Origin of the sequence: Sulfurimonas sp. HSL-1716 (assembly GCF_039645975.1) — a bacterium.
GTDB lineage: Bacteria > Campylobacterota > Campylobacteria > Campylobacterales > Sulfurimonadaceae > Hydrocurvibacter > Hydrocurvibacter sulfurireducens.
In genome coordinates this window covers 1,198,817-1,217,986 of record NZ_CP147918.1, presented here as the reverse complement: position 1 = coordinate 1,217,986, position 19,170 = coordinate 1,198,817, and the positions used below count along the sequence as shown (strand labels likewise).

The 19,170-nt window shown below is 41.5% G+C and carries 15 protein-coding genes; 13 read left to right on the top strand and 2 right to left on the bottom strand.

Going from position 1 to position 19,170, the window contains the following annotated elements; all coding sequences use genetic code 11:
- The first annotated feature begins 124 nt into the window (after nucleotides 1–124).
- Nucleotides 125–2,677, top strand: coding sequence for a bifunctional aconitate hydratase 2/2-methylisocitrate dehydratase (gene acnB, locus WCY03_RS06275; protein WP_345991237.1), 2,553 nt, complete (start codon nucleotides 125–127; stop codon nucleotides 2,675–2,677).
- A gap of 44 nt (nucleotides 2,678–2,721) precedes the next feature.
- Here the strand turns inward: acnB and lolA are convergent, their stop codons facing one another.
- A complete protein-coding gene (lolA, locus tag WCY03_RS06270) occupies nucleotides 2,722–3,237 on the bottom strand; it encodes a LolA-like outer membrane lipoprotein chaperone (RefSeq protein WP_345991235.1) in 516 nt (171 codons plus the stop codon).
- A 241-nt stretch (nucleotides 3,238–3,478) separates the two neighbouring features.
- Here lolA and secA point away from each other — a divergent pair, with 241 nt between their 5' ends.
- Both secA and WCY03_RS06260 read left to right on the top strand, forming a co-directional pair.
- The gene (gene secA / locus WCY03_RS06265) at nucleotides 3,479–6,052 is read left to right on the top strand and encodes a preprotein translocase subunit SecA (protein WP_345991233.1); all 2,574 of its coding nucleotides are present in this window, start codon (nucleotides 3,479–3,481) and stop codon (nucleotides 6,050–6,052) included.
- Nucleotides 6,049–7,251, top strand: coding sequence for an ABC transporter permease (locus WCY03_RS06260; protein WP_345991231.1), 1,203 nt, complete (start codon nucleotides 6,049–6,051; stop codon nucleotides 7,249–7,251). Before secA ends, WCY03_RS06260 begins: the two co-directional genes overlap by 4 nt.
- Nucleotides 7,252–7,253: 2 nt before the next feature.
- Here the strand turns inward: WCY03_RS06260 and WCY03_RS06255 are convergent, their stop codons facing one another.
- Nucleotides 7,254–10,277: an AsmA-like C-terminal domain-containing protein gene (locus WCY03_RS06255; RefSeq protein ID WP_345991229.1), complete on the bottom strand. Its 3,024-nt coding sequence runs from the start codon at nucleotides 10,275–10,277 to the stop codon at nucleotides 7,254–7,256.
- Between the two features lie 58 nt (nucleotides 10,278–10,335).
- Between WCY03_RS06255 and mltG the strand changes: the two genes are divergently transcribed.
- From mltG to WCY03_RS06205, 10 genes are all read left to right on the top strand, one after another.
- Nucleotides 10,336–11,280 carry an endolytic transglycosylase MltG gene (gene mltG, locus WCY03_RS06250; RefSeq protein WP_345991227.1) on the top strand — a complete coding sequence of 315 codons (945 nt, stop codon included), beginning with the start codon at nucleotides 10,336–10,338 and terminating at the stop codon, nucleotides 11,278–11,280.
- A 189-nt stretch (nucleotides 11,281–11,469) separates the two neighbouring features.
- On the top strand, nucleotides 11,470–12,426 hold the full coding sequence (mdh, locus tag WCY03_RS06245) for a malate dehydrogenase (RefSeq protein WP_345991225.1): 957 nt from the start codon (nucleotides 11,470–11,472) through the stop codon (nucleotides 12,424–12,426).
- Between the two features lie 5 nt (nucleotides 12,427–12,431).
- On the top strand, nucleotides 12,432–13,823 hold the full coding sequence (fumC, locus tag WCY03_RS06240) for a class II fumarate hydratase (protein ID WP_345991223.1): 1,392 nt from the start codon (nucleotides 12,432–12,434) through the stop codon (nucleotides 13,821–13,823).
- Nucleotides 13,824–13,847: 24 nt separating this feature from the next.
- On the top strand, nucleotides 13,848–15,020 hold the full coding sequence (gene sucC, locus WCY03_RS06235; RefSeq protein WP_345991221.1) for an ADP-forming succinate--CoA ligase subunit beta: 1,173 nt from the start codon (nucleotides 13,848–13,850) through the stop codon (nucleotides 15,018–15,020).
- 5 nt (nucleotides 15,021–15,025) lie between these two features.
- Nucleotides 15,026–15,901, top strand: coding sequence for a succinate--CoA ligase subunit alpha (gene sucD / locus WCY03_RS06230; protein WP_345991219.1), 876 nt, complete (start codon nucleotides 15,026–15,028; stop codon nucleotides 15,899–15,901).
- Nucleotides 15,902–15,903: 2 nt separating this feature from the next.
- A complete protein-coding gene (locus tag WCY03_RS06225; RefSeq protein ID WP_345991217.1) occupies nucleotides 15,904–16,203 on the top strand; it encodes a heavy metal-associated domain-containing protein in 300 nt (99 codons plus the stop codon).
- A gap of 27 nt (nucleotides 16,204–16,230) precedes the next feature.
- A complete protein-coding gene (locus WCY03_RS06220) occupies nucleotides 16,231–16,566 on the top strand; it encodes a 4Fe-4S dicluster domain-containing protein (RefSeq protein WP_345991216.1) in 336 nt (111 codons plus the stop codon).
- Complete coding sequence (locus WCY03_RS06215) at nucleotides 16,566–17,720, top strand: 2-oxoglutarate synthase subunit alpha (protein ID WP_345991214.1); 1,155 nt, start codon at nucleotides 16,566–16,568, stop codon at nucleotides 17,718–17,720. The genes WCY03_RS06220 and WCY03_RS06215 overlap by 1 nt, the downstream gene beginning before the upstream one ends.
- The gene (locus WCY03_RS06210) at nucleotides 17,720–18,574 is read left to right on the top strand and encodes a 2-oxoglutarate ferredoxin oxidoreductase subunit beta (RefSeq protein ID WP_345991212.1); all 855 of its coding nucleotides are present in this window, start codon (nucleotides 17,720–17,722) and stop codon (nucleotides 18,572–18,574) included. The genes WCY03_RS06215 and WCY03_RS06210 overlap by 1 nt, the downstream gene beginning before the upstream one ends.
- Before the next feature lie 10 nt (nucleotides 18,575–18,584).
- Nucleotides 18,585–19,139 carry a 2-oxoacid:acceptor oxidoreductase family protein gene (locus tag WCY03_RS06205; RefSeq protein ID WP_345991210.1) on the top strand — a complete coding sequence of 185 codons (555 nt, stop codon included), beginning with the start codon at nucleotides 18,585–18,587 and terminating at the stop codon, nucleotides 19,137–19,139.
- Nucleotides 19,140–19,170: the final 31 nt, after the last annotated feature.

The following is a 19,170-nucleotide window of genomic DNA, read 5'->3' as shown; positions in this document are numbered from 1 at the left end:
TGTTACTAAAATAAACATTTTTTTGCGAACATAAAGATTGAGTGTTTAGATTTGTAACATAGCAGATTCGCTGTTTACTTTTTTGGCTATAATCTTCGAAATAAAATTAAATGCAGGAGTCATAATGGCTTTTATAGAAGATTATAAAGCTCACGTTGCTGAGCGTGCAGAGTTGGGTGTCCCTCCACTTCCACTTTCAGCTGAACAAACAGCCGAGTTGATAGAGATGATTAAAAAAGGAGAGGGTGATACAGCTTTTAATGTCGATCTCTTGACGAATCGTGTCTCTCCGGGTGTCGATGACGCTGCTTATGTTAAAGCGGCATTTTTAAACGACGTAGCACAGGAAAACGTCAAGGTTGCCTCAATAGCGCCGCAGCAGGCTGTCGAGATCCTTGGCATGATGCTTGGCGGATACAACGTAAAACCGATCATCGATGCTCTTACATCAAGCAACAGTGCCGTTGTTAAAGCTGCAGTAGAAGCTTTAAAACACACACTGCTTGTTTATGATGCATTTAACGATGTTGCAGAGTTACACAAAAACGGTAACGCTGCTGCGACCGAGGTTATGACTTCATGGGCAAACGCTGAATGGTTTACTTCTAAACCGGCTCTTGCAGAAGAGATCACTGTTACGGTTTACAAAGTTCCCGGTGAGACAAATACGGATGACCTTTCTCCTGCATCTGAAGCATTCACTCGTTCAGACATTCCTCTTCACGCAAACTCTATGCTTGCAGCGAAGATGGAAAACCCGATCGAGACGATCAAACAACTTAAAGAAAAAGGTCATTCGGTAGCATACGTCGGTGATGTTGTCGGTACAGGTTCAAGCCGTAAATCCGGTGTTAACTCTGTTCAATGGCATATGGGTGACGATATCCCGGGTGTACCTAACAAACGTACCGGAGGTGTCGTCCTTGGCGGTATCATCGCTCCTATCTTTTTTGCTACTTGTGAAGATTCGGGTGCATTACCGTTAGAGTTAGACGTAACCGGTATGGAAACAGGTGACGTTGTTACTATCTACCCATATAAAGGTGAAGCACATAAAAACGGTGCATGCATCGCAACATTTAAATTAAACCCGAATACTATTACCGATGAAGTTCGTGCAGGCGGACGTATCCCGCTTATCATCGGCCGTGGTCTTACTACTAAAGCACGTGAAGCTCTTGGTATGGGTACAGATGATATCTTCTTACGTCCTGAGCAACCGGCTGACAACGGCAAAGGTTTTACGTTAGCTCAAAAAATGGTTGGTAAAGCTTGCGGTATGGAGGGTGTTAAACCCGGTATGTACTGTGAGCCTGTAACATCTACTGTGGGTAGCCAGGATACTACAGGTCCTATGACTCGCGATGAGATCAAAGAACTTGCATCTTTAGGATTCTCTGCTGATCTTGTAATGCAGTCTTTCTGTCACACTGCGGCATATCCAAAACCGTCAGACGTTCAGATGCACCATACCCTACCGGATTTCATCTCTACTCGCGGCGGTATTGCACTGCGTCCCGGTGATGGGGTTATCCACTCTTGGTTAAACAGAATGGTTCTTCCTGATACTGTCGGTACCGGTGCAGACAGCCATACACGTTTTCCTATCGGAATCAGCTTTCCTGGTGGTTCTGGAATCGTTGCGTTTGCCGGTGTTACAGGATCTATGCCGCTTACAATGCCTGAGTCTGTTCTTGTGCGTTTCAGCGGTGAACTACAGCCGGGTATCACGCTTCGTGACCTTGTAAACGCTATTCCTCACCAAGCGATCAAAGAGGGACTTTTAACAGTTGAGAAAAAAGGTAAGAAAAACATTTTTGCCGGTCGTATCTTAGAGATCGAAGGTCTGCCTGATCTTAAATGTGAGCAGGCTTTTGAGCTTTCAGACGCTTCTGCTGAAAGAAGTGCGGCGGCTTGTACGGTAAAACTTAACAAAGAACCGGTGATCGAGTACATCAAATCAAACATCGTTCTTTTAGAACAGATGATCGAAGCGGGTTATGAAGACAAACGTACGATCGCTAGAAGAATCGAAAAGATGAATGAGTGGCTGGCAAATCCTGAACTTATGGAAGCTGACAGTGATGCCGAGTACGCAGCGGTTATCGATATCGATCTTAACAAGATCACTGAGCCGATCCTTGCTTGTCCGAACGATCCGGATGATGTCGCAACACTGACCGAGATCCTTGCAGATCCGAAACGACCGCATATCATTAACGAAGTGTTCGTCGGTTCTTGTATGACAAATATCGGTCACTACCGCGCTCTTGGCGAGGTTTTAAGAGGCGAGGGCGCCGTTCCTACACGTCTATGGGTCTGTCCTCCGACGAGAATGGATGAAAAACAACTGACTGAAGAGGGATACTACGCTGTTTACGGTTCTGCAGGAGCAAGAACGGAAACTCCTGGATGTTCACTGTGTATGGGAAATCAGGCGCGCGTCGGTGACGGTGCAGTCGTATTCTCTACTTCTACACGTAACTTTGACAATCGTTTAGGTAAAGATGCAAAAGTGTATCTCGGTTCTGCTGAACTTGCAGCCGTTTGTGCGATGCTTGGATACCTGCCGACAAAAGAGGAATACTTGAACATAGTACCTCAAAAGATCGGCGGTAAAGAGGATAATATCTATAAATATCTAAACTTCAATCTTATCAGAGACTATAAGCTCTAATTAGGGCTTTGCGTGCAGAGTTACCTGCACGCAAAAAAAATTCCTTATTCGTAGATTACATCAAAATCGGCCGGTATCTTCGCTTTAAATTCTTTATCGTCTATATCTTTGTTCTCGACCTGATCGCTAAATATTATCGTGACTTTGTTTTCTAGTTCATCGAAATATGTGATAGAGAGGATTTTTTCGCCTTTTATACGTATATGCAGCTTCATATTCTCATAGTCTGCCGTGTAATGTTCGTTATCGATCTTTTTTGCATGTTTTAACATCTCGAAGAACGCTATGGTATTGCCGACCTTTTTTAAGATTACCTGCTCTATTTCCGGCTCTATTATTATGAGATCTTCATTGTTGATATAGATCTCTTTTTTGATCGGTTCTACATAGTTCCACATCGCCATATTGGGTCTTTTGGCTTTTATATCGCCGCTGTATCTTATGGTCGTGTTCTTATCGTCCACTACCGTTTGTACGAAATGTGCGGAAAAAGTATTGAGGTTGTCCGCGAATCCGAAAAGATTTGCATATAAAAGTGATAAAGCGATCGTTTTTTTCATATCTCTCCAATTTTTTTTGCATAATTATAACCAATGAGGTGTTTAATAAGTCAATGCCGTATATCAAAGAGAATGACGAGTTTGAGATATTTAGCGGATTTTCTTTGGCTATTTGTTTTTTTATATTACTATTTCACGACATAGTTTTAAAACCGTTCTATTTGAAAGCGTGTTTTGGGCTATTTAGCGAAAATATATCTTTCGTGCGATATAATTGAAAAATTTCAAAACAAGGTTTCAAATGCTACAAGCATTCATGGGTAAGATACTTGGTACTAAAAATGACAGAGAGCTGAAAAAGTATAAAAAGCGTGTCAATAAAATAAACAGTTTAGAACAATATTATAAAAATATGAGTGACGATGAGCTTAAAAGCTCGTTTGCCGAATTGAAAAGATCTGTTATAGAAGATAATAAAAGTTTAGATGATGTTTTGGAACACTCCTTTGCGATAACGAGAGAAGCAGCCGTTAGAGCACTGAACATGAGACACTACGATGTCCAGCTGGTAGGTGGAATGGCCCTGCATGAGGGCAGAATTGCCGAGATGAAGACGGGTGAGGGTAAAACGCTCGTAGCGACGCTTCCGATCATTTTAAATGCGATGACGGGCAGAGGCGTGCATCTTGTGACGGTAAATGATTACCTCGCAAAACGCGATGCAACGGAGATGGGTCCGCTTTACGAATTTTTGGGTTACAGTGTAGGTACCGTCTTAGAGACTATGCCCGATCCCGAAGAGAAACGCAGACAGTATGAAGCCGATATTACATACGGAACGAACAACGAGTTCGGATTTGATTATCTGCGCGATAATATGAGCTATTTAAAAGAGCATATGGTTCAGCGCGGGCACCATTTTGTTATAGTCGATGAAGTCGATTCGATCCTCATAGATGAAGCCAGAACGCCGCTCATCATTTCAGGCCCCGTAAACAGAACCTTGGATGCATACAAAAAAGCAAACGAAGTCGCTCTAAAAATGACAAGAGAGGATCATTTTACGGTAGATGAAAAAGACAGGGTCATACTTATCACCGAAGAGGGGATCACCAAAGCCGAAGAGCTTTTCGGCGTGGAAAACCTTTACGGTGTGGAAAACTCTACTCTTTCGCACCACCTTGATCAGGCCTTAAAAGCAAATTATCTCTTTGAAGTCGATGTCGATTACGTCGTTAATGACGGTGAGATCGTCATAGTCGATGAGTTCACGGGACGTCTTAGCGAAGGACGCAGATTCTCAGAAGGTCTGCATCAGGCGTTAGAGGCGAAAGAGGGCGTAGAGATCAAAGAGGAAACACAAACTTTGGCCGATATTACGTTTCAAAACTACTTCAGGATGTACGATAAGCTCTCGGGAATGACGGGTACGGCACAAACGGAAGCTACGGAATTTGCTCAGATCTACAATCTCGATGTCGTCTCTATCCCGACAAACATTCCCGTAGAGCGTCAAGACCTCAATGACCTTATCTATAAAACGGAAACCGAAAAGTTTAATGCGGTCATAGAAAAAGTCAAAGAACTTTCAAAAAACGGACAGCCCGTCCTTATCGGTACTGCATCGATCGAAAAATCGGAAAAACTGCATGAACTCTTGAAAAAAGAGAAGATAGCCCATACCGTGTTAAATGCAAAAAACCACGCGCAAGAGGGCGAAATCATTAAATTCGCAGGAGAAAAGGGCGCGATTACCATCGCTACGAACATGGCGGGGCGCGGTGTCGATATCAAGGTGAACGACGAAGTAAAAAGCCTTGGAGGTTTGTATATCATCGGTACGGAAAGACATGAGAACCGCCGTATAGATAATCAGCTCAGAGGCCGTTCAGGACGTCAGGGTGATCCGGGAACGACACAGTTTTATCTTTCTCTTGAAGATAATCTTCTGCGTATCTTCGGTTCGGACAAGATCAAATCCATTATGGAAAGACTCGGTGTCGAAGACGGCGAGTATATTGAATCGAAAATGGTCACGCGTGCCGTTGAAAAAGCGCAGAAAAAAGTCGAAAACCTTCACTATGAGGGACGTAAACAGATCGTTGAGTATGATGATGTCGCGAATGAACAACGAAAGATCATTTATAAGTTCAGAAATGAGCTTTTAAATCCAGAGTATGATATATCCAAGAAGGTAGATTTGATAAGAGAGGAGTATATCACGAGCCTGCTTTTAGGCTGCGATATCTTCAACGGCGGTTCATCCGATGATTTCAATCTTGAAAAACTTTCTCTTGTGTTAAAAGAGGAGATAAACTTTGACCTGCAGACAGACACTTTAAAAGATCTGGAGTACGATGAGTTATACACCGCTGTATATGACGCCGTTAAAAAATCATATGACGATAAAATGAGCGTTATAGACGAAGAATTGAAAGGCGATATCGAAAGAGAGTTCTACTTGAAGACTCTCGATACCGCATGGAGAGAACATCTCTATACGATGGATAATATGAAAACGGGTATCCGTCTTCGCGCATACAATCAAAAAGACCCGCTGGTCGAGTACAAGAAGGAGAGTTTTAATCTCTTTAGCGAGCTGGTGGAAAATATGAAATACAATACTATAAAAACGCTTCATATTATTCAATTTCAATTAAGATCGCCTGAAGAAGAAGCGGCAGAATTTGCCCGCCGTCAAGAGATCGAAAGAAAACAGGAAGAGACACAGATGATGCTTAATCTGCATGACGACGACGATCTAAACGGAGAAAAAAAGATAGCGAGAAACGATCCTTGTCCTTGTGGAAGCGGTAAAAAATATAAGCAATGCTGCGGCAAAAGCGGTCCAAAAAAAGGTGTATTTGCTTCTTGAATAAAAACATAGTCCCGTATCTTGTAAAACGCTTTTTGCGTTTTGACAAAGAGCAGCCGTTTATCTTTTTATCAGCGCTTCTTGCCTTTTTGGGGATAACCCTCGGCGTCATGGTTTTGATCATCGCCATGGCACTTATGAACGGTTTTGATAAAGAGTTTAAAAACAAGCTCACCGTTATGAACTATCCTCTTACGATACTTCCGAAATTTTACGGTTCCGTGGATGAATATCTTTTGACCACGCTTGTAAACGATTTTCCGAAATTGAAGTTCAGTCCCTATGTTATGTCCTCGGTCCTTACGAGAAACGGTCCGAAACTTGAAGGAGGGTATATCTTCGGAGTCGATTTTAAAGCCGAGGCGAAAGTCAACAGCATATTGAACAAAGCGATAAAAGATTACAACTACCCAAAATTCAGCGTCGTCATCGGAAAGTCGTTAAAAGACGAGTTTCAGATACATAAAGAGGACAAGCTGATGTATATCTTTACTGAAGTCGAACCGGGTGGACTCTCGATCACGCCGAAAGTAAAAAGGTTTAAAGTAAAGGAGTTCTTTGATTCGGGACTGATAGCATACGATAAAGCTTACAGCTATACCGATATGACCTCTTTGCAAAGGGTCCTTGGTATCCCTTCAAACCAGTATGACGGTATCCATGTCTTTTCCGACAATCCGCATAAAGATATCCTCAGGATCAAAAAAATGCTTCCCGATTCGGTTGTCGTCAAAGGATGGTGGCAGGATAACGTAAATTTCTTTGCCGCTTTGGAGATGGAAAAAAGCTCACTTTTCATTGTTTTGATGCTTTTGATCCTGATTGCATCTATCAATATCATATCCTCCCTGCTTATGACTGTTATGAACAGACGTGCGGAAATCGCGCTGCTGCTCTCTTTAGGAGCATCGAAAGCCCAGATAAAAAAGATATTCTTGTATCTTGGCATCGTTATCGGAATAGGCGGTATCTTAGCGGGTATAGTTTTGGGGCTGAGCGGTATCTGGATACTCAGCAATTTTGATATCGTTCATCTTCCAAAAGACGTGTATCCGACAACGACGCTTCCTCTTGATCTTAGTACAATCGATTTTTCGCTGATCGTTTTCGGTGCATTTTTCATTGTAATCCTTTCCTCTTATTATCCGGCGAAAAAAGCAAGTGAAGTGGATATTCTTACGGTTCTTAGAAACGAATAAAACTATTGCGGAGAGAGCAGCTCCATAGGTAGCAGAAGCGTCCTTTTTATTATATTTAAGGGCGCGATCACTATATCTTTTGCTATCGTGGTGCTCACTTTTGGATCATACATATTCCCCGTGACTTTTAATGATGTCGATATACTGTCTTTGTCAAAGAGAATGTATCCTACCAAAGGTATCTTCGAGGCTTTTGAACCCAGATCTGTTTTCAGGTTTAGATCAAGATCAAGATTTTCGGTATTGAGGTTTAAAGTGCCTTTTCCGTAGATCTTGATCTCTTTTGAGTTCAAGGAGATATCGCTAAGATCATAAATGCCTTTTTTTGATGTGAAGCCTACATACATGTTCTCGACGTTCAGACCGTCTTTGGAGTAATCCGGCAGATTGAACGTCACCAGAGAGGGAACAGTGTTTATAAATGCAAACACGTTGTTTAAGACTTTGTAGTCTTTCAAGATCGTTTTTTTAACCTCGATTATCCCGGAAAAGTTATCAAATGCCCCGTTAAAAGTAAAAGAGAGATCACCGTTATAAAAATTTGACGTTGAAAAGAGTTCGTTCATAAACTTGTCATTAAAATGCGAACCGTAGAGGTAAAATATGCCGTATCTGCTCAGATTGAATCCCGCACTGCCGTTTTTATATTTCAGCTGAGCCGTTATTCCGGAGTTGAGATATTGCAGTTCCAGATGGTCTGCGAGCATCTTTTTGTTATCTTTCAAGTAGAGATAGCTTTTATCGGCTTCAAGCGTAACCAGAGGCGTTTTTGTGCTGTTCGTTTCCATTTTGCGGTTATTGCTGAGTCTTATGATTTCGGGTATATTAAATCCTATTGCACTTGATTTTATCTTTATATCTTTTTTTATTTTTATATCAAGATCGTTGTTTACGTTTATTTCCGTGCCATCGGGCTTGTATACGCCGTTAAAATAATAATTTTCAACAGGAACATTGTTTTTTACGAGAATTTTGTAGGGGTATTTTATTTTGCCGCTAAACGTAAAATCACCCGTTTTGCCTGAAAAGAGCTCGATGTTTCCTTCGGTTATATTGTAGTCTTTGAGGTACGGCACGTTCATATATATCTTGCCGATGTCATTACATTTTAAAGACCACTGCTCATCGGTGTTTAAACTAAACTCCAAACCGTATTTGTCCAAAAACATTTTTGTTTCTTTATCGTTCTTTAGGATCTTTAAATGGTATGTGTCGTTTTTGCTGAAAAATCTTTTCAGATAGCTGCTTTTTACGTTTAGATTGCTCAAAGAAAGGTACCCCGTCTCTTTGTTCATATCGTAAACTATGTCGAAATTCGTATCAAACCTGTTTTGAAAGTTTATAAAACTGTTTATAGATTTTAGGTATTCTCCATCGTAAATTAATCGGGCAGGGCTCAAGACGACTTTTTGATTGTTGATCTTCCATAAACTTTTGGCAGCTGTGCCTGCTTGCAGCTCTTTATCGTACTTTATAGAAAGAGGAAGCACGGTCTGATCAAGCTTCAAACCCTTGTAATCGAGTTTGACTATATCGAGCTTCATATCGGCAAGAAGTCTTTTGAAATCCATATCGCCGGAGAGATACGCATAGAGTTTATCTTCAAGTGATATCTGTACGGCGGAGAATCTGGCAAAGAGGGCGGCAAAGTTAAAATTCAGATCAAACCCGTCCACTTTAATCTTGTCGTTTTTGTAAAACCAGGATGATGGAGATACATCTATCTTATCTCCTTTTGGAGAAGCTTTATATATCAGGTTCAATTTGCTTGTTTTGGAGGATAAATACAATTTTTTTGAGTAAAAATCCGCTTTGTTGACAGCTATATTGATCTCTCCAAGATGTTTTGCCGGATTCAAATATCCAGATATATCCGATTGCAGCGAGTCTTTATAGGAGAGTTTCAACTGTTTTACGTCTACATGAGAGCCTTTTAAAGTTAAAAAGCCTTTTGATGCATGCAGATTCAATCCGTTATATAAAAAATCCGCGTCATCGATCTTAAAAGAACCGTTCACGTCGACATTGAAGTTTGCAAGTTTTATCGCTATATCCAAATTCGTATCTGTCGTTGAACTCGTCTGGACAAACGGAATATCGATATGGTAGGTTTTTAATAAAAAGAGTATATCGTCATTTAATGAAAGATGATCTCTAAGATAAACGGTTAAAATATTTTTGTTCGGATTGAGATCTATATCCAGATGACTGTTATTAAGATCTTGGCTGTTAAATGTTCCGTTTTTAGGATATATATTGAGGATTCCGTCTTTAAAAACGACATTCGTACTTGTGGTCACTATGGGTGCGAGTCTTTTGTCAAAAGTGTAATTAACGTCATACAGATCGATATCTCCGTACATATTTTTGATTATACTTCTTGGTTTGGAGAACTCCATATATCCGTAGAATTTTTTCAGGTTTGCATCGCTCATTTTGATCGCATCATAGATCCAAGGGTCTACATAAGCAGGTATTGGAAAGAGTTTTAGTATTTTTTGCAGGTTTTTGATCTTTTTATCCGAATAAAGCGCATAAAAAAAATCTTTTTTGTTCGAGTAGGCGTATAACCTTAGTTTTGCATCATCGAATATATCCATATCTATATCTGCGGACAATGTTTCATGTGTATTGTCGATCAGTATTTTTCCCTTTAAAGCGATACTTTTCAAGTTATTATGGAACTGCTCGATAGTTATAAGCGAGTGTTTGCTGTCAGCTTCTATTTTGCATTGAAGCGCTATCTTTTTCGAGTTAAGGGTAAGATGCCCTTTATCGCCGATCTTATATTTAAACGATGCTTCCATATCGTTGAAAGCTATTTTTTTTATATCGATTCGTTCGATGAGATCGGAAAGCTCGTTCGAATTCTTCAAAACATAGATCACGCTTTTTAGGCGTTTTTTGTAATTAAAACCGGTATCATGTTTTGTATGAGTTCTTACTTCGATCTTGTCGGCCGTTATGACAAGTTTTTCATCCCATTTTATGTATAATTTCTTTATATTGAGATTTGTAAAGTCCAAAGCCTCGATTTCAATTCCATTATAAATCGATATAACGGTTAAAAAAAGAGAAGAAAATATGAAAAGAAATATACTTACTATTATGAAATGGAGTTTTGAAATCGCGCTGGTTATGCTTATTTCGTTCATCTACTACCTAAATATGATCGTTGTCACCCCTACAGTAGTCTACATACCAAGCGGCTCTATTGATAAAATTATAACACAGCTTTCAAGGCAAAACTATAACGTAACCAAGTTGGATGCTTTGATACTCAGATTTTTAGGATCTCCGCAAAAAGGATGGATATATATAGGCTCAGAGAAAGTGACGCGCGCCGATTTTTTATATAGGCTCACAACCGCAAAAGCTGCGACGGAAGATGTGACGTTGATACCGGGGGAGACGACATACATATTTTTGAACCAGCTTTCTGAGAGTTTGAAGCTGGACAGAGAACTTCTACAAAAATATTATGACAGATACAGCAAATACAAAGAGGGAGAGTTCGTACCAAATACGTATAAACTGCCTATAGGAATCAGTGAAGAGAATCTTATTAAAACGCTTTTAGCAGCATCCGATAGACAGATGAGAGAACTTTCTTTTAAGATCTTCGGAAAATATGATAAAGACAGATGGTTTCGATATGTAACAGTTGCTTCCATTATCCAAAAAGAAGCGGCTTCGATCGAAGAGATGCCTTTGGTGAGTTCGGTCATATACAACCGTATCAAAAAGGGGATGAAGCTTCAAATGGACGGAAGTCTGAATTACGGTGAGTACTCGCATATCAAGATCACACACAAGCGTATTATGACAGACAAAAGTTCCTATAATACATATCTTTACAGAGGGATACCGGATGCTCCTGTTTGTAATGTAAGCATAGAAGCGATCAAAGCTGCAATTTTTCCCGCAAAAACATCATATCTCTACTTTGTAAAAGCAAAAAACAATCGCCATGTCTTTAGTTGTAACTATTCTACACACATAAAAAACATCAATAATGCTACAAAATGAAACATAAAAAGAAGTTTGATTAATCTTTTGTTCTGCTTATAGTAGACTTATTGTTCTTAGTGATATTATAAGACTTGTGAAATATGTGACCTTTTTTATACTTAAATGGTTTGTGCTCGCACAAGTTGCTTAAGTATATTGTTTAAAGGTCATACTAAATACTATATAAATAATAGAGGAGACCAAAACATGAATCAAGGAAAAAGAGTCGGTATTGTCGGTGCTGGTAATGTTGGTGCTACAGTCGCTTATTCGCTTGCTATGCTTGGATCTTGTCATGAGATCATATTAAGAGACAACAAAATAGATGTTGCCAAAGGAAAAGCGCTGGATATGAGCCAGGCTGCTTCTGCTGTGAGAAGCCATACCGTTGTGAAGGTGGCCGACGATATGTCCGATCTGACCGATTGCGATATCGTGGTAGTGACAGCTGGAAGCCCTCGTTTGCCTGGTATGAGCCGCGACGATCTTTTGATGATAAACGCGAATATAACCAAAGAGGTCATAAAAGGTATCGCCCAGTATTCGCCTAACGCCATTGTAATCATGGTTTCAAACCCGCTGGATGCAATGACGTATGTCGCACTTAAAGAAAGCGGTTTTGACAGAAGCAGGGTTATCGGTATGGCCGGAATTCTTGACAGTTCGAGAATGGCTTCGTTCATCCAAGAGAAACTAGGCTACGGAGGAGGGCAGATCCGTGCTTCGGTTATGGGCGGACACGGCGATGACATGGTTCCTCTTCCTCGTTATTCTACCGTAGCAGGCGTTCCTCTAACAGACGTGCTTACGGATATCGAGATAGATGAGATCGTACAGCGTACACGCCATGGCGGTGCCGAGATCGTAGGATATCTGAAAACAGGATCTGCTTATTATGCTCCTGCAAAATCGACCGCTATCATGGTCGATGCGATCTTAAAAGACACGAAACAGATACATCCGTGTGCCGTATGTCTGGACGGTGAGTACGGTTACGCCGATGTCGTGTCCGGAGTTCCGGTAATGCTTGGTGCAAACGGTGCCGAAAAGATCATCGAAGTGACTTTGAATGAAAAAGAGCAGGAGATGTTCGCCAGATCATGTGCATCGGTTCAAACATTGATCGATACATTGAATCAAAATAATTTTTTTAAAGGAGAGTAGTTTTAATGGCAACACGTATTGAAAAAGACACAATGGGAGAGATATCTGTCCCGTTGGACGCTTATTGGGGTGCGCAGACTCAACGTTCTGTAGAAAATTTTAAGATAGGTGAAGAGAAAATGCCTTACGAGATTACTCGTGCATTTTCTTATCTTAAAAAAGCGGTGGCTCTTGTAAACAAAGATCTCGGAAAACTTGACGCGAAAAAAGCGGATGCGATAGCAGCTGCGGCTGATGATATGCTTGCAGGCAAACTTGACGGAAATTATCCTCTTGTCGTATGGCAGACAGGTTCGGGCACACAGTCCAATATGAATAACAATGAAGTTCTGGCAAACCGTGCTACCGAGATACTCGGCGGAGATTTCAGAAAAGAGAAATTGGTTCATCCAAATGACGATGTCAATAAGTCACAAAGTTCAAACGATACGTATCCGACAGCGCTGCATGTAGCATCTGTCATATCTGTTGAGGAGCTTTTACTTCCTGCTGTGGCAAAGCTAAAAGCAACGCTTCAGGCAAAAAGTGAAGAGTTCAGCAGTGTCGTGAAGATCGGGCGTACCCACCTTCAAGATGCTACACCGCTTACTCTCGGTCAAGAGATCAGCGGCTGGGTAGAGATGCTTAACAAATGTGAGAAGATGATAAAAGATTCTTTGGAACCTGTACGTGAACTTGCACTCGGCGGAACGGCAGTAGGTACGGGTCTAAACGCTCACCCAGAGCTTGGAGAGCGTGTTGCTAAAAAACTTTCGGAGTTAACAGGACATGATTTCATAACTGCGCCAAACAAGTTCCATGCACTCACTTCTCACGATGCTCTTGTATACGCTCACGGTGCACTTAAAGCATTGTCTGCAGATATGATGAAAATCGCCAATGATGTCAGATGGCTGGCTTCAGGCCCTCGCTGCGGTCTTGGTGAAATTTCAATTCCTGAAAACGAACCTGGTTCGTCGATCATGCCGGGTAAAGTAAACCCGACACAAAGCGAAGCCGTGACTATGGTTACTTGTCAAGTCATGGGTAATGATGCGACTATCGGTTTTGCGGCCAGCCAAGGAAACTTCGAGCTAAACGTATTTAAACCGGTTATTGCGTACAACTTCTTGCAATCTTCAAGAATTCTTGCTGATTCCATCGTATCGTTCAACGACAATGCGGCGATCGGGATAGAAGCGAATGTCGAAAAAATAGATCACTATCTGCGTGATTCGTTGATGCTGGTAACGGCACTTAATCCTCATATAGGTTATGAAAATGCTGCAAAAATAGCTAAAACGGCTCATAAAAACGGAACAACGTTGAAAGAGGAAGCTGTTAATTTGGGATTGTTGACTTCAGAAGAGTTCGACAAATATGTCGTAGCAGAAGATATGATAAGCCCAAAAGAATAATTTCAATCTAAAAAGGAGAACTAAATGAATATACATGAATATCAGGCAAAACAGATTTTTGCTAAATATGGTGTACCGACACCAAGAGGCATAGTGGCAAATACGCCTGATCAGGCTGCTGCCAACGCATCTGAACTCGGCGGAAAGATTTGGGTCGTAAAAGCTCAAATCCATGCCGGCGGCCGCGGTCTTGGCGGAGGTGTCAAGCTTGCCCGTTCTATCGAGGAGGTCAGAACACTTGCCGGAGAGATCCTTGGAATGACGCTTGTGACGCATCAAACAGGTCCGGAAGGAAAACTTGTTCAAAAAGTCTACATAGAAGAGGGTGCTGACATAAAAGACGAGCTGTATCTTGGTGTAGTTCTTGACCGTGCTAAAGAGATGCCTGTTATCATGGCTTCTACTGAAGGCGGTATGGAGATTGAAAAAGTCGCTGAAGAGACTCCTGAAAAGATCATCAAAGTCGCAGTCGATCCTGCAATCGGTTTTCAAGGTTTCCATGGACGTGAATTAGTATTCGGTCTTGGTATTACCGACCCGGCAGAACAGAAGAAACTTATCAGCTTTGCTTCTAAACTGTATAAGGTTTATATGGACAACGATGCCGAAATGATCGAGATTAACCCGCTGATCAAAACAGGTGCAGGTGATTTCCTTGCTCTTGACGGTAAGATGGGATTTGACGATTCGGCGCTCGGACGTCACCCTGATATCGAAGATATGCGTGATATCTCAGAAGAAGATGCTGATGAAAGAGAAGCGAGCCGTTACGGTCTTTCATATGTATCATTAGACGGTGAGATCGGTTGTATGGTTAACGGAGCAGGTCTTGCAATGGGTACTATGGATACGATCAACTATATGGGCGGTACTCCGGCGAATTTCCTTGATGTCGGCGGTAAAGCGAATGCCGAGACTGTTGCAAAAGGTTTTGAGATCATCCTTAAAAACCCGAAAGTAAAAGCGATTTTCGTAAACATCTTCGGCGGTATCGTTAGATGTGATCGTATCGCAAACGGAATACTCGAAGCAACAAAACTGGTTGACGTACATGTTCCTGTCATTGTGCGTCTAGACGGTACGAATGCACCGGAAGCGGCGGAGATATTGAAAAATGCGAATATATCAAATGTCATTGCGGCGACAGATCTAGCAGACGGTGCGGCAAAAGCAGTAGCTGCAGCGAAAGGAGAGTAATTTAGATGAGTATTTTAGTCAATAAAGATACAAAAGTTATCGTTCAGGGTTTTACCGGTAAAGAGGGAACTTTCCATGCTGAGCAGTGTTTAGCATACGGTACGAAGATCGTCGGCGGTGTTACACCGAACAAAGGTGGTCAAGAACACCTTGGAAAACCTGTATTTAATACGGTTAAAGATGCCGTTGACACTACAGGCGCTACTGTTTCTATGATCTTTGTCCCGCCTGCGTTCGTTGCGGATGCGGTAATGGAAGCTGCCGATGCAGGGATCGAACTTGCCGTCGTTATCACAGAAGGTGCTCCTGTACGTGATATGCAGGCTGCAAAAGCGTATGCGACAAAACACAACATGAAAACAATAGGTCCGAACTGTCCTGGTATCATTACTGCTGAAGAGTGTAAGATAGGAATCATGCCTGGTATGATCTTCAAAAAAGGGAATGTCGGTCTTATCTCTAAAAGCGGTACTTTAACATATGAAGGTGCAAACCAAGTATGTAAAGAGGGCTTTGGTATCACTACGGCAGTGGGTATCGGCGGAGACCCTATCATCGGTCTTTCATATAAACAACTTCTTCCGATGTTTGAAGCTGATCCGGAAACGGAAGCGATCGTTATGATCGGTGAGATCGGTGGAGATCTTGAGATTCAAGCTGCCGCTTTCATCAAAGAGAACATTACAAAACCTGTCGTTGCGTTCATCGCAGGTCAAACTGCTCCTAAAGGAAAACGTATGGGTCATGCCGGTGCGATCGTTTCAGGCGGTGCAGGTACGGCAAAAGAGAAGATGGATGCACTTGTAGCAGCAGGTGTTAAAGTTGTTGTTTCTCCTGCAGAGATCGGCAAAGCAGTAGCGGAAGTCTTAGGAAAAAAATAAAAATGCTCAAGACTTTTGAAGTCGGCAACATCAGATGCGAAGGGTGTGCGAACACCATAAAAAAAGCTCTCGGCAAAGAGGGCTTTTTAAGCATCGAAGTCGACTTATCGTGCGAGCCTCGTAAGGTAACAACCATGATTACGGACGAGGCGTCATTAGCACATTTTAAAGAAACTTTAAGAAATCTTGGTTATCCTCTTTTCAACGAAGAGATAGGGTATGCCAATTCGGCTACACTTAAAGTAAAGAGCTTTGTTTCTTGTGCCGTTGGAAAATTTAATACTAAAGACGATGCGAATTGAATCGTATCTACAAAATTAGGAGAATATATGGGAACTTTTAAAACAGAAAACCCTGGCAATCAACCTGTCTGGGTCAATGTAAACAACTGTAAAGCATGTGATATTTGTGTTTCAGTCTGCCCGTCGGGTGTGCTTGGTATGCGATATGACCATACTTCGACTTTGGGTGCGATGATCTCGATCAACCATCCTGAAGCTTGTATCGGATGTAGTGAGTGTGAATTGTCTTGTCCTGACTTTGCTATTTATGTAGCAGATAAAAAAGACTACAAATTCGCAAAACTTACAGAAGAATCAAAACAGCGTCAAGCAGCTATTGTTGCAAATAACTATATGTCACTTAGTGAAGAAGGAGTAAAATAATGGCTAGAGAAGTAATCGGAAACGGCAATGAACTAGCTGCAGAAGCTGCTATCGATGCCGGTGCAATGTTTTTTGGCGGTTACCCAATTACGCCTTCATCTGAAGTAATGCATGTTGCTTCTGATCTTTTACCGGCAGTGGGCGGTTCTGCAATTCAAATGGAAGATGAAATTGCCGGTATATCGGCAGCTTTAGGTGCATCTATGTCAGGTGTCAAATCTTTTACTGCTACATCAGGTCCTGGTATCTCATTAAAAGCTGAGCAGATCGGTCTTGGATTTATCGCAGAGATTCCTCTTGTTATCGTAAATGTTATGCGCGGCGGTCCGTCTACCGGTCTTCCGACTCGTGTATCTCAAGCGGATATCGGACAAGCACAGTATCCGACACATGGAGATTTCGCTTCGATCACTTTATGTGCAGGTTCTTTAACCGAGTGTTATACTCAAACCGTACGTGCCTTTAACCTCGCAGAAAAATATATGACTCCGGTTTTTATACTTTTAGATGAAACTATCGGGCATATGCATGGTAAAGCGATACTTCCAGATCTTGAAGAGATCAAAGCAAGCATAGTAAACCGTGCAAAATATGAAGGTGATCCGTCGACTTACAAACCTTATGATGCTCCAATGAACAAGCCGGCTGTTTTAAATCCGATGTTCCAAGGGTATAAATATCATATAACAGGTCTTCATCACGGTCATGAAGGATTCCCGACAGAAGATGCGATCCAATGTGAATACAATATAGAAAGATTGGTCGGTAAAATCAATACTGTTGCTGCGCAAAATGACGGTCTTGACGATCTTCCAAACTACGAAGAGTATATGCTTGATGATGCGGAAGTCTGTGTTATCGCTTACGGTTCTATCGGTCTTGGTGCTTACGAAGCGGTACAAAAACTTCGTTCTGAAGGTATTAAAGCCGGTATGTTCAGACCAATCATGTTATGGCCTTCTCCTGCTAAAAAAATAGCTGAGATCGGTGAAAAGTTCAAAGATAAGATCTTTATCACAGAACTTAATATGGGTCAATATTCTAAAGAGATTGAAAGAATTATCAAAAGAAATGATTTTACAACTCTGCTTAAAGCAAACGGTCGTCCGATCGCACCTGCTGAGATGGTAGCAAAAGTTAAGGAGATGATGTAATGGCTTTTAATTACGATAAATATTTACGTGTAAATAAAATGCCGACACTATGGTGTTGGGGTTGTGGTGATGGTGTTATTCTAAAATCAACTATCCGCGCTATCGAAAAGATGGGTTGGGATATGAATAACGTTTGTGTCGTTTCAGGTATCGGTTGTTCGGGACGTTTTAGTTCATATATCGATTGTAACACTGTTCATACGACGCATGGACGTACTGTGGCTTATGCGACAGGTATCAAACTTGCAAATCCTAAAGCGAATGTCATCATCGTAGCAGGTGACGGTGACGGTCTTGCGATCGGCGGTAACCATACGATTCACGGATGTCGCCGTAACATAGATCTTAACATGATCCTTATCAACAACTTTATCTACGGACTTACAAACTCTCAAACATCGCCTACGACTCCAAGAGGTATGTGGACGGTAAGTCAAAAGAACGGAAACATTGACCCGACTTTCAATGCTTGTAATCTGGCGATGGGTGCAGGTGCTTCATTTGTTGCCCGTGAAAGTATGATCGATCCTAAAAAGCTTGAGAAGATCTTAGTAAAAGGTTTTTCACATAAAGGTTTCAGTTTCATAGAGGTATTGTCAAATTGTCATATCAACCTCGGACGTAAAAACAAAATGGCAAATGCTATGGAAAATCTTTCATGGATCGACAGCATCACTACGCCGCTTAAAAAATGGGAAGCTCTTTCAGATGAGGAGAAACAAAACCAATTACCGACAGGCGTATTAAGAGAAGTCGAGCAAGAAGAGTATTGTGAGATGTATGCACAGATCCAAGATGCTGCTCAAAAGAAACGCGGAAAAATCACACAAGCTGATTTTGCTAAGAAAATATAAGGAGTCATAAATGAGAAATACTTTACGCTTTACAGGAGTAGGCGGGCAGGGTGTTTTGCTTGCCGGTGAAATTATGGCTGCTTGTAAGATCAAAGACGGAGGATACGGATTAAAGACTGCAACGTATACTTCTCAAGTTCGTGGGGGAGCTACCGTCGTTGATATTACTTTGGACGACGATGAGATCCGTTATCCGTATGCAAATGAAGGTGAGATCGATTTTATGCTTTCAGTTGCTAACGTCAGCTACAATCAATTCAAAAACGGTGTTAAACCGGGCGGAATTATCGTAGTCGATCCGAACCTTGTTCATCCGACAGATGAAGACCGTAAAAAATGGGTGATCCATGAGATCCCTATCATTACTATCGCAAAAGAAGAGGTCGGAAACGTTATTACACAATCCGTTGTTGCTCTTGCGATCACAAATACGATGACAAAAGTTCTTCCAAAGCAATCTCTAATAGACACTATGCTTTCAAAAGTACCTGAAAAAGTTCATGCAGCGAACAAAAAAGCTTATGAACTGGGTGAAAAATATGCCTTAGAGGCTATGGGCAAATAATCATACGATTATATTGACTACCGAGCAGTCC